Annotated in this window: 10 protein-coding genes; all 10 read right to left on the bottom strand. The window is 43.6% G+C overall.

Features of this window, described 5'->3' with window-relative positions; translation table 11 throughout:
- Positions 1–6: 6 nt before the first annotated feature.
- Positions 7–1,365, bottom strand: coding sequence for an ABC transporter substrate-binding protein (locus V8Q34_RS07870; RefSeq protein WP_227211407.1), 1,359 nt, complete (start codon positions 1,363–1,365; stop codon positions 7–9).
- A gap of 91 nt (positions 1,366–1,456) precedes the next feature.
- Entirely contained in the window at positions 1,457–3,265 is a 1,809-nt protein-coding gene (locus V8Q34_RS07865) for a cache domain-containing sensor histidine kinase (RefSeq protein WP_256129919.1), read from the bottom strand.
- Positions 3,252–4,037 carry a MurR/RpiR family transcriptional regulator gene (locus V8Q34_RS07860; RefSeq protein ID WP_227211410.1) on the bottom strand — a complete coding sequence of 262 codons (786 nt, stop codon included), beginning with the start codon at positions 4,035–4,037 and terminating at the stop codon, positions 3,252–3,254. The genes V8Q34_RS07865 and V8Q34_RS07860 overlap by 14 nt, the downstream gene beginning before the upstream one ends.
- 162 nt (positions 4,038–4,199) lie before the next feature.
- Positions 4,200–5,261: a Gfo/Idh/MocA family protein gene (locus V8Q34_RS07855; RefSeq protein WP_227211412.1), complete on the bottom strand. Its 1,062-nt coding sequence runs from the start codon at positions 5,259–5,261 to the stop codon at positions 4,200–4,202.
- A gap of 229 nt (positions 5,262–5,490) precedes the next feature.
- Entirely contained in the window at positions 5,491–6,120 is a 630-nt protein-coding gene (locus V8Q34_RS07850; RefSeq protein WP_033141870.1) for a D-sedoheptulose-7-phosphate isomerase, read from the bottom strand.
- Positions 6,095–7,105: an ROK family protein gene (locus V8Q34_RS07845; protein WP_033141871.1), complete on the bottom strand. Its 1,011-nt coding sequence runs from the start codon at positions 7,103–7,105 to the stop codon at positions 6,095–6,097. The genes V8Q34_RS07850 and V8Q34_RS07845 overlap by 26 nt, the downstream gene beginning before the upstream one ends.
- 32 nt (positions 7,106–7,137) lie before the next feature.
- Positions 7,138–9,570 (bottom strand): alpha-mannosidase, encoded by a 2,433-nt coding sequence (locus V8Q34_RS07840; RefSeq protein WP_335835190.1) that lies wholly within the window; start codon positions 9,568–9,570, stop codon positions 7,138–7,140.
- A gap of 40 nt (positions 9,571–9,610) precedes the next feature.
- Positions 9,611–10,441 carry a carbohydrate ABC transporter permease gene (locus V8Q34_RS07835; RefSeq protein WP_033141873.1) on the bottom strand — a complete coding sequence of 277 codons (831 nt, stop codon included), beginning with the start codon at positions 10,439–10,441 and terminating at the stop codon, positions 9,611–9,613.
- Between the two features lie 12 nt (positions 10,442–10,453).
- Positions 10,454–11,347: a carbohydrate ABC transporter permease gene (locus V8Q34_RS07830; protein WP_033141874.1), complete on the bottom strand. Its 894-nt coding sequence runs from the start codon at positions 11,345–11,347 to the stop codon at positions 10,454–10,456.
- A gap of 60 nt (positions 11,348–11,407) precedes the next feature.
- Positions 11,408–12,799: an extracellular solute-binding protein gene (locus tag V8Q34_RS07825; protein WP_052099525.1), complete on the bottom strand. Its 1,392-nt coding sequence runs from the start codon at positions 12,797–12,799 to the stop codon at positions 11,408–11,410.
- Positions 12,800–13,057: the final 258 nt, after the last annotated feature.

Below are 13,057 nucleotides of genomic sequence, written 5' to 3'. Positions count from 1 at the left end.
TCCCCCCTATTTATCTGATTCGCTTAGTGTTTTCTGGATAGCCTCATCTGCGCGTATCTTAATATTTCCGACAGTATCTTCAATCGTCTGTTCTCCCGAGAAATACAAACCTGTTTCCTCATTGATGATTGTAGAATACTCTCCTGCTGCTATTCCAGTCGGCACTGCTGTAAACATATGCATATCATCTGCAAAAAACATCTCGCCCTGTTCTTTTGTAAGCGGTGTTCCTTCGATGAGTTTATCAACCAACCCCTCCATATCAACCCCCTGATATGTAGGGATATTGCCGTCAGATACTGTCTGTGCAGTTCCATTCTGAGTCATGAATTTTATAAACTCCCATGCCTCATCCGGATGCGCTGCTGATGAAGGAATTCCAAGCATATTGACACTAACCTGAGATGGTTTTTTTGGAGCATCCTCACTAATACGCGGGAAATAGCAGATACCCACATTGAAATCAAATGGGAAGTTCTCTTTATCCTTCATGTCACGCAATACCCAGCTGTATCCTGGTGTCATCGCACATTTCCCACCCAGAAATTCAGCACTGGAGTATGAAAAATTTGCCACATTCTGAGCATATGAAATTTCACAGCCTTCATCGTCTAATTTCTTTCTTAATTCAAGGCTTTTGATAAAATCCTTGTTGTCCATGCTGAAACTGGAGAGGCCATCCTCCCCGTATAAAGAGGTTGTCTGAGCTCCATAAATCCCCCAATCTTCAGGAAAAGTATTTTGGAAGGTCCCATAAACCGTATTGCCTCCATCACTCTTGGTAAGTTTTTCAGCCAACTCAGAGTATTCATCAATCGTCCAGTCATCTGACGGATAATCCAGACCTGCCGCATCGAACATATCCTTGTTATAAAAGACCATACCAACGGATGCTGTACTTGGAAGGCCATAATATGTCCCATTGTACTGACCCCATTCCATGTATGAACCAAACCAGTCTTCCATATCGATTCCATCTCTTTCAATATAATCGCTGATATCCAGCAGAAGTCCCTGCTGCATTCTGGTAAACTGTCCGCCGCTCTGGAACGGCCATACATCCATTTCACCACCACCCATAGCAATAATATCCAAAGACTCTGCTGTATTATTGCTGTCTGGTACTACGGTTATATCTACCTTGATATTAGGGTTCTCCTCTTCAAACTGTGCGATCAGAGGATTGTTCTTTTCTGAAGACTCCCATGTCACATATTTGATTGTGACTGTTTCTTTGGAAGGATCTTCGGCATTGTCTGATTTGGATGTTTTATTATTTCCTTCCGCAGAACTGCCGCAGGCTGACAAACACCCGGCTGCCATTGTCATTACCATCAAAACTGCTGATACTCTCTTTAATTTCATAAATATGCCTCCTTTTTATATATTAATACTAACATTTTCGGCTTTATAAACAAGGTGGGTAGTTTATGAAATATTCCACTTTTTTATGATATTAATGGTTTAATGGCAATTTAATCGTAATCCTGGTTCCTTTATCAACCTCACTTTCAACATTACATTGAAAGCTGTCTTTATAAACCAATTCCAATCTCCGGTACACATTATAGCACCCCGTTCCCGTTGTTTTTCCCCAGCTTTCCTTTTCCCGGAACATTCTATCCTTTATGACTTCATCCATTCCATTGCCATTATCTTCCACCTCTGTTACTAAATAATTCTCTTCTGATTTAATAGCTACAACTATATTCAGGACCGTACCGTCTCCCTTTATTCCATGAACAATCGCATTTTCCACAAACGGCTGAAGCATAAACTTCAAGATTCCGCACTCCTGAACACCATCTTCAACATCAACGGATACCTCTAACTTTGTATCATGTCTGATTTTCTGAATATATATATATTTGTTTAACAGACTCACTTCTTCTGAAACCGTAGATACAAAAGTGTCCATCTTTACTGAGGCCCTGAAAATATCACCAAGATTGCTGACCATCTGAGAAACTTTCATATTCCCATTTATTAGCGCCATCCATCCAATGGAATCCAGCGTATTATATAGAAAGTGCGGATTCATCTGGTTCTGCAGTATGCTAAGTCTGGCTTCCGTAATTGACAGTTTCAGCTGCTGTTCTCTTTTACCTGATTCATACACACGTTCCATTAAATCCTCAAGTTTCCGCACCATAATATTGAAGCCATTGTTTAAATCATTAATTTCTTCAATCTTCTCCTCATTTTCCAGACTGACTTCAAAATTCCCCTCTTCCACTTTCTTCATTTGTTCCTGCAGTTTTGTAAGCGGCTGTGTGATACCTTTTGTCAGATACCAGATCAGGATATATACCATGATAAAAACAGATATAGAAATGATGACCAGATTTACAATCTGGCTATATATGACTGGTACAAGCTCCCTCGATAAGACACTTACTATTATCTTCCAATTGGTATCCTCATTGTAGAATGCAGATAAAACCGTTTGTTCTCCGTCTATCTGTCGGACCTCAATCTTTCCATTGTCAATGAGTATCCTTTTATCAGCTTCCTGTCCTATCAGCTCTTTATCTTTTGCAGAAACAATCCGATTCTCCTCATCAACAAATAAAATACTGCCTGTCTCTCCAAAACTCATATTTTTATAGGCACCGGCAAAATCTGTCTCATTTATATTAGTCAGGACATAACCAATCTGTTTACCATAATACTCATTTGACCCGGATAATTCACTGGAATAAAGAGCTTTGACAATGGACAATATCTTTTTATTCTTTAACGATACATCATCTGCATCACTATGTAATCCTAACCACAATGATCTTCCGCACAACTTATCGGCATCATACTTCCAGTTTTCATCTATGATTGTTGATTTCTCATTATATCCCCGCATACTGGCAACATAGTTCCCCTCTTTGTCAAATATTATAACGTTTGAAACTACTCCATTGTATAAATCAGAAATCACAAGGGAGCTCGCCAATTTCTGCTGGACCATCTCTTGATTTTTATCTGTAGGGTCTTTTACATATTCTCTCAATGCAATTTGAAAATCGCTGTCAAAAACCGTCCTGTTCACCCCTGTCTCAATATTATCAATAGCCTTTTCTACATATTTGATAGTAAGTTCATTCATTTTCTGATAACTGTTTATTGCATTTTTTTGAGACACATAACGAAGGACAACGCTGTTGACGATCGTCAGTACAAAAATCGTTATACCCACAACAAAACCAACCATAAATAATATCTGCTGATACATTTTACGGTTGGTTCTGGTATTCTGTCTATTCAATTTCATCGATATACACCCTTCTGTATTCTATAACTATAATACATAAAAACGCTTGCAGCACCAGCATATCTACGGAATGCATTACCCCATCAAATATAAACTTTATGTCTGCTTTTTTTAATCCTGCAGAATATCTGGAATCTGTGATGATGCAGACCTTTGCCTTATTCTTCTGGATATGATCTACAATATTATCGCTTTTTGTACCTTCAATGCACTTCGGTGCAAGATAGATCACAAGATCATTTTCCGTAAGCATTTTTGCATGCTCTATCATATCCTGCTCCTGCTGATATATGTCACATACTTTACCACTCAGAAAAACGTCTGACTGAAGAAACATTTCCGCAAAATAACCCGCATAGGAATAGATATCTATCCTTTTACTCTTATGGATCGTCTCCACAAGTGTCTGGATTCCTCTCTGATCCAGATGTTCCCTCATGGACTTCAGCAATCTGTCCAGTGTGTCCAGAAATGCGTCGGAAAGCGACTTTCCCTTTGGCACCTGATCGATTGGAATAGGTCTGTTATGGTGCTCATATTGTACGACATCGTCCGCAATGGCTTTCTGAAAGTACGAATAATTTTTATATCCCAATTTTTTTACCATTCTGCTGATTGTTGCTGGTGAAGTATAGCACTCATCAGCCAATTGATAGATTGTCATATGATTCAGTTCTCTTAAATGTTTAAGTATCCGACTCAAAACCTGTTTCTGCAAACTGTCACATGCAGATGCATTATAAACGGCAAGAATGTTTTCTATACTTGTCATGTCCTTTCCTCTTTCCAAGCTACCGCGGAACTCTTTTGCAGTATGACAACTATACAGTCCGCGCAGACAAAATATGCTACATTATTTTAAATATAGCATATCCCATCTGGCTTTTCAATGAACAGAAAGCTGAAAAATCCATAGTTATTTGAAGCCGTTTCTTTATTCAAATAATACTGCCTGATGTCTTTTTGCAGATTCTCTCACCGCATCCATGACACAAAGCACCTTCCTAACTTCTGTCAGCTTGACTGCACTTTCCTCCTTTCCGTAAAATGCATTTATATAATTCATAAAGAAATCCTTATGGCAGCAATCCACTTTCGGCAAGTCTTCATTATATATGAGGCCTGGTTCCGGTTCTCCAAAGCTCCTTGTTGGCCCGGCTGCTGTCATCGTGATTTTTCCAGGTACATTTTCCAGCAGATGTTTTGTTCTTACTATCATTCCGTCAACATTCCCTTGTGCCTGAAAAGGTCCATCAATGACTGCGCTCCCTGTCGTCCCACCTAAAAACCAGGCTCTTTTCGGTGTAAGATAGTATGTTCCAAGCTCAATTTCTGCTGTAATCCCATTTTCAAAAGTAAAAAGTATGTTGAAATAGTCATCAACGTTTTTATTTATAACGTTCTTCATATCCGCATATACGGAAACAAGTCTACTGTCAATCATCAAAAGAATCTGGTCAATTAAATGTACGCCCCAGTCATATAACATGCCTCCACCCATCTCCGGATAAATGTGCCAATCATGCATATTTCCATTGAATCCATATAATTGGGATTTTACAAGATATTCTTTTCCTACCAGGTGTCTGTCATAAACTTCTTTGATCGTACGAAAATCTGCATCCCATCTTCTCTGCTGATGAATGGTAAATCCCACATTACATTCTCTTGTGATTTTACACATTTCATCAAATTCTTCCACTGACATTGCTGCCGGTTTCTCACAGATTATATTTTTTCCGGCCTTTGCTGCCTTTACCACAGCTTCCAGATGCAAAGGGTTGGGGATTGAAATAATAACTGTGTTTATTTCCTCATCCTCTAATAATTTATCCATACAAGCATACTTCCTTACGCTTCCGGGAGCATCATCCATTTGGGACATTACTGTATCACAAACAGCTACTAAATCGATTTCGTCTATTGTCTCCATCATATTTGCGTGCTCATGTCCCATAAACCCATATCCGATAATTCCTAATTTTATATCCGCCATAATAATACCTCCAATGTTTTTTCTTGATTATAACATTGGAAAGAGCATTTCATCTTTTTCATTATGAAAGAAGTTTCAAAATATGAAACCAATGAACAAAATAAACCGATGGCTGCAAATATCGGCAAAGGACCAAACTATAGCCTAAATCAAAAAGTATCTTTGTGATACAAACGTGAAAAATCCGCAGCGGCCTCTCACAAAGCCCTGCGGATTTTCTTATTATGGGTTATCCAAAAACTGCCTCCTCCAGCATAGCACACAGCGTGTGGTACAGAGGCAGTGTATACTCCTGTACACGATATGTTTCTGTGGACGGCATGCGGAAACAGACGTCACAGTATTTTAAGAGAGCAGACTCCTTTTCTCCTGTTATCCCCAATACCTTCATGCCCTTTACTCTGGCAGTCTTTGCTCCCTCCACAATATTTGCGGAATTGCCCGATGTAGTCATTGCAATAAGCACATCTCCCGGCTGTCCGTAAGCATACACCTGCTGGGCAAATATCATGTCAAAGGAGGTATCATTTCCCACTGCAGTCATGAGGGAAGTGTAACTGTTCAATGAGATGGCCGGGATCCCCTGCTGCAGCTGCTCGGATAATACCTCTCCGCCTTCCAGACTCCTGAACTTTTCTTTCTCCTCGTCCGGCAGTTGGCGCTTCAGCAGGAAACCTTTCATCAGCTCTCCTACAATATGCTCTGAATCAGAGGCGCTGCCTCCGTTGCCGCAGACCAGGATTTTCCCTCCATTTCTGCAGCTTTTCAGAAGAAGCTCAAAAGCTTCCCACACAGGCTGTTCCTTAAGAACCGGATAATCTTTCCGGAATTTTTCATAGACTGCATTTTCTCTGCCCATTTTTACCTCCCTGAATCGCAACGGAAAGTGCCGCATAATCACCGATCTTATTTCCCAGCTCAGCCGGCACGATCCGGCATCCCTCTCTTGAAATAGCCAGTGCTTCCTGCTCGATGACCCGCTGCGCACATGGCCACAATAATTCTTCGCTTCTCTCATAGACACTGCCCAGTACAATAATCTCCGGATTCAGTATATCTATAAGGATAGCCAGCCCCCGGCCCAGATAGTAGCCGCTGGTTTCATAGATGTCAAGAGCCAGAGGGTCCCCGCTTTTTGCGGCAAGAGCTACGGTCTTTGCTGACAGCTCCTCTATCTGTTCAAAGCTCTGGCAGAAAGAAGGACGTTCACCGATCTGCAGCTTCTCCAACACCTTCATCCTGGCAATCTGGGCAATGCCTCCGCCGCTGCAGAATCCTTCAAAGGAGCCGGACTTGCCGAATCCCACAGGACCGCTTTCCGTCATTCTCACATGACCTACTTCTCCTGCCATATTGTTGGCACCATTGTAAAGCTTTCCGTCCAATATAAGACCGGCTCCCATCCCTGTGCCGTAGGTGAGAAATATCACATGCCGGCAGCCTCTGGCTGCTCCGAATTTCCATTCTGCCAGTGCACAGGCATTGGCGTCATTCTGTATGTATGTGGGCACCCGGAATTCTTTTTCCATAATATCCACAATGGGAATATTGTCCCAGCCATATAAATTAGGCGGATTTTTAACCACTCCCTTTATATGGTCCAAAGGCCCTCCGCAGCTTATCCCTATGGCCTGCAGTCTTTCCGTCTGTATATCATTACGCCCGAGAAGTGCCCGGACTGCTCCAAACAGATCATGGATCACGCAATCCGGTCCTCTCCTGGCCTCTGTAGCAAAGCATACTCTGTCAAATATTCGGCAGTCCTCATCTGCTTCCCCTGCCTCACCCAGCACTACTGCGCATTTTGTGCCGCCTATATCAATACCAATCACATAGTCTTTCATATCCCAATCTCCTCGCAGGCATTTTTAGCGCGTCACTTCTCCCATTCCATGAAATTCACCTCTGCAGGTTCAGAATCCACGGAACGGCTGACGAAAAATGTCTTAATCTCAAACGGCTTAAATTCCGCGCGAATGTTTTTTTCAAGGAAATGGATGCAGATATCTGCCTGACACTCCTTTCCCTCTGTCTCATAAAGCCTGAGGATATATCCATCCTGCTTCTCTGCCTTTTTAAGGGCAGACAGCACCACATTGTTCCTGCTCACCGTCAAAAGTTCCGCCTTCTGCGGATATTCGCCCTTATGGTATGTCTCGATCACTGTAACACAGGGCTGATTGAGTTCTTCTGCACGCTGCACCAGATGCGCCTCTCTGCCGCTGCCCAGGTGTGGTACGATGGTATAAGAGAAGTTCTGTATTCCCTGGTCTGTAAACTGATAGTCGTCTTCCTCCTCATCCAGAATATACGGATTGTGGTGGGCGTATACAGGACTTCTAAGAACTGTCAGCTCCATACAGTTTCCTTCCATGCAGGCACTGTATTTGCAGTCATTTAATATACCAATACCACAGATTATTTTATTATTGGCCTCCTGCATACCTGACAGGTCCATCCAGCGCTGAACCGTTTCTTCCTCCCCATTGCATGCTTTTTCTATACAGCCAAAAGGAATTTCATAGATTCCTCTGTACTGATCCAGAGCAACCGGGAACTGGATTTTTACACACCGGAATTTTTCCTGCCAGTTGATCTTTGCAGACACTCTGACGGATTTATCTTCCTTATATAATGTATATATCTGGACCAGGGTAGAGCTTTTGTACTTGCTGATCACACGGATACTGCTCCTTACCGGTCCATCCTCTGTCTTTTTCACGGATTTCGGTTCAAAGTATCCCTCTGTCTCATGAAATCTCGTGACTCCGTGGCTCCATGTATCGGAGTTATCCTTTACCACCACAACTCGTCCAAAGGCTCCGTCACAGTATTCAATCTTGTTTTCCTTATCCCATATGGAAATAACAGCTCCTGTCTTCTCTTCAAACTGCACACGGACCAGAGCGTTTTCTAATACCAGGGCCTGCGATGTGTGTTCTGCCTCCTGCTCCTGATCCACTGCGTAGATGCGGAATACAGCGTAACCAAGTGACGGCACGCCTGCCTTGAAGACGATCCTGTTTCTGCCGTTTACCTTCGCGTCCGAAGATATTTTCTGGGACGGTACCACATTTCCGCTGCTGTCCTTTACGATATAAGACTCCCCTCTGCAGGAATTACCGAACATCCCGGTCTCCACTTCTACATATTCCTCTACGTCCCAGCCATGGGGATTGAAAACCACTGCGGGGAGCATATTCTCCTCCTGATCGATCCCGATATGGAAGGAAACTGCCTGAAGACTGTTATTCTCATTTCTCGCCGCAATGGACAGCGCTTCCCCCAATTCATTCCTGGTATCCTCATATGCCTTCTGAATACTGGAGCCTGCCAGGATGTCATGGAACTGGTTAAACAGAACACGTTTCCACCCCTCTGTCAGTCCCTCTGTATAGCCATGCCCTGACACAAGCTCTGACAGAACAGAAAACTTCTCTGCCCTCAGAAGCGCATTCTCCGCCTTGCGGTTATAGCGTTTCACCTGTGATTCCGCACTGTAACAGCCGCTGGAATGATGCTGCAGATCCCCATGCACTACCGGCAGGTCATATTCCCTCTCCTTAAGTTTCTCGAAGTAAAAGTCAGGATCCGCAAAAATAATCTCCACGTCATCCCATTCTCTCTGCAGCTTTTTCACAGTTTCAATATTTTCGATCGTAGGACCTCCACCGTGGTTGCCCACACCGTAGAAACACATCAGCTCATCCACACCGGCGTCAAATTCCTCTCTGCAGGCTCTCATGTGATTCTCCAGTCTGCCGAATGTGCAGTAGGAAAACGGCAGCCGAAAAGCATGTACCCTGGAACCGTCATCTGATTCCCAGATAAAATTCCTGGCCGGCAGGCCTTTTTCATGAGGACCCGGCCGCATGAATACATAATTCTCCATGCCGGACAACTGCAGGATCTGCGGCATCATTCCCTGGTGACCAAAGCTGTCCACATTGTATCCTGTTTTGGCTGTTACACCGAATTTTTCCATAAAATAATTCTGGGCTATCAAGGCATGACGGGCAAAAGATTCTCCGCAGGGGATATTACAGTCAGGCTGCACCCACCAGCCTCCGCAGATCACCCAGCGCCCTTCTCTTATCCTCTTTTCGATCTCTGAAAACATTTCCGGATCATTTTTTTCAATCCATTCATAAAACTGTGCGGAGCTTGAGGTAAATATTACATCTTCGTATTCACCCAAACGCTCCAGCGCAGATTTACAGGTAGCTTTATTCTCCTGGAATCCCTCCTGCCACGGCCAGAGCCATACAGGGTCAAGATGTGCATTTCCGATCATATACATTTTCTTCATAAACGTAACCTCCCAATTTCAGTAAGATGTGCATTTGCAATCAGCCCTTTGACGCTCCGGTCATTGCAAATCCTTTTGACATATAGTTTTGTGAGAAGAAATATAAAACAAACACAGGAAGCATATAGACAATGGAATAAGCCGCCAGTTGTCCGTAGATGACCTGTCCGCGCTCCCCAAAGAAGCGGTAAATATTTACGGCAGCCGGTATCTTCTCTGTGGACTGCAGTAAAATGAGCGGTACAAAAAAGTTTCCCCAGCTTCCCACAAAGGTGAACATGGCAACTGTAAATAATCCGGGGAGCATCAGCGGAAGCACCACATGAACCACACTCTTGACGGCAGACGCACCGTCTATCCACGCCGCCTCCTCCAGATCCACGGATACTCCATCCAGAAAGTTTTTCATCATCCAGATTCCGTAAGGAAGACCGGAAGCTGAAAGAAAAATAATGGTTCCGCCTATAGAGTCCACCAGCTTCATCATGATAAACATCTGATAGACCGGCACCATAACCGCCGTTATGGGAATAGAGGTCAGAAACAGCATTCCCATAGTGATCTTCTGCCCCGTCTTCAGCTCATATCTTGACAGAGGATACGCTGCCAGCAGGGAACATACCAGCACTATGCCTGTCTGTACCACGGAGATGAACAGGCTGTTCAGGAATCCTCTCTGGTTTTTGGCATCTGTGAGAATAACCCTGAAATTCTCAACACTCATATGCTTTGGCACTGCGAAGGCCTGGCTGGCTTCCGGATTAAAAGCCGCAAACACCAGCCACAGAAGAGGAAGTAAAAATGCTCCCGCAATGATGAGCAATACCATATAGGGAATGACTTTCTGTAGGTTTTTCTTTTTTTTCTTCATGATGATCCCCTCCTAATTGCCGTCATTTGCACGTATCAGCCTGATATATACAAGGCTCAGCAGAATACCGATTGCCAGAATAAAGAGGGCAATTGCCATTCCGTATCCTATCTGATATGCAATGAAGGCCTTCTGATACATGAAAATAGAAAGTGTTGTAGTCATAATAGCCGGCCCGCCTCCTGTCATGGCGAACACAAGGCCGAAAGCGCCCAAGGTGGACAGTGTAACGATCACAAACGTAGTTGCCATGGTGCTCTTTATCATGGGCAGTGTGATCCTGAGCAGTATCTGGAGTCCGCCTGCGCCGTCTATCCTGGCAGCCTCCACAATATCATCTGATATATTGTCCAGGGAAGCCTGGAACATCATCATGGAATATGCGGATCCCTTCCATATATTTGCTATGACAACACAGGCCATCGGAAATGTAAAAAGCCATGAAACCGGTGATGCCCCGAAAATGCCTATGATTTTATTCAATGTACCGGCATCGGCAAAAAAGGAGCTGAACATAAACGCTGCGATCACCTCCGGAGTGATCCAGCCTGCCACTACTGTAAAGCCGACAAATTTACGAACCAGCCTGTTTTTCCCCCTCATGAGGGACGCAAGCAGAAATCCCAGGCATTGCTGCCCGATAATACCTGAAAACACCAGAAATACCATTGTATTCTTTAATACGGTAAGCAGTTTAGGGTCTTTGAAAATCTCAATAAAATTCCTGAAACCTACGAATTTCATTGCCTGTGCAGAACTCCCCGTCAGTGAAATGTCTGTAAAAGAAAAAAAGACAGTCATGATCATGGGGCCAATGAAGAAAACGCCCAGCAGTAAAATTGATGGGGAGAAAAAAAGTGCCGTTTTCCATATCTTTCGTTTTTGTTGATTTCTTGTTCCAACCATCCTCAGTCTCTCCTTTAAAGATTCAGCTTGGAGCAATGCTCCAAGCTGAATGCAGATCCCTTATTTCACAGTCACATTTTCCTCGCCCACAATTCGTTTCATCTCTGACTCAAAGGTAGCTGCCGCATCATCCGGACTTGCGCTGCCCATAGCAATACTCTCCACTACCTCTGTGAACATAGTTGTAAGGGTGGAATATCCCTCTACAGAAGGTCTGAAATGTGCGTAGGGAAGCATTTCACCGGCCTCTTTTACTACAGACATCTTCTGTGATAAGTAAGTCTCATCCTCCATTACGTCTTTACGCACTGCCAGGTCTCCTGAGAACATGGCATATTTAAGCTGACAGTCTTTTCCTGCAATAAATTTCAGAAGCTCTTCGCCGCCGGCTTTATTGTTGGCATTCTTTGGAATTGCCCAGGTCCAGCCGCCTGACATGGTGCTGAAACCATCTCCGCTGCCATCATATGTAGGTATCTTCGCAACTGCCCAGGTATCCAGACCTTCCGGCCATTCATAGGTTCTGCCTTCGCCCCAGTTGCCTGGTACCCAGCTTCCTGTGAAGATCATACCCAGTTTGCCATTCTTCATATAATCACTTACAAAAAGGTCTTCTACTTTCTGCTGTGACACGATGCTGAGTGGCGCACCGATTTTTTCCACATTGTAAACGTCATTTACAAAATTGTAGACCTTCAGTAAATTCTCTTTATCAACAACCCATTTCTTTGTATCAAAATCATAGAGAGTTCCGCCGGTTCCTGAGTAAAGTTCCTGGAATGTCCTCATGGAAGTCTCCTCAGGTGAGGTCTTGGACGCATACAGGAAGAATGGAATGAATCCGTCACCTCCCACTTCTTTCAGCTTCTTGCCGGCCTCAATGATCTCATCCCAATTCTTGGGCTGGAAAGGAACAGAAACGCCTGCTTCTTCCATCAGTTTCTTATCATACCAGAGACACTGTGTATCTGTAGAGAACGGAACACCGTACTGCACTCCGTCAGCTCCCTTGGCACCGTCCAGAATAGCCTGCTCAAACTGGCCTGCATCCTCCCAGTTCTTCATGAATTCATCCAGCGGTTCCAGATAGCCCGCCTCGGCGTCAGACATGATCATGAAGCCGTCCTCTGTGATCAGGTCCGGGGATGTCTCTTTCGACTGCATCATCATGGTAATCTTGGTGTACATATCAGAGCCGTTGACGATCTCAATGATCTCCACTTTCTTTCCCGGATTCTGTTTCTCAAATTCATCTGCCAGCCCTCTGTAGAAATCAACACGGTCTGCCCCCACAGCCATTTTGATCACGTCAGAGTCAGCGGAAGTACTGCCGGTTTCTTCTGTTTCCGCCTTTTTTGTCTCGTCTGCCGGTTTGTCACCTCCGCCTCCGCATCCGATCAGTGATACACACATCATAGCTGCCAGCAGTCCTGCAATTTTCTTCTTAAACATAAAAATACCTCCTCCTTTGTACTGAAAACCAGTTTACTGGTTCTTTCTTTTTGATGAGTACATAGTAACATTAATTTACTATAAAGTCAATTCATTTTACTATATAGTGTGCAATTCGACTTTTTTCACATTTTTATTCTATTTTTTTTGTGCATATTTCACTTATAGTTCCACTTCGTGCAACTATAAAGTAAACCATCCGTACTATTGCCTTTTATTGACATCTATACTATAATGAATTTAAACGAATAAAGTTAC

Source organism: Blautia sp. JLR.GB0024, from assembly GCF_037000545.1.
GTDB classification, from domain to species: domain Bacteria; phylum Bacillota; class Clostridia; order Lachnospirales; family Lachnospiraceae; genus Blautia; species Blautia celeris.
This window is presented reverse-complemented; position numbering and strand designations above follow the sequence as displayed.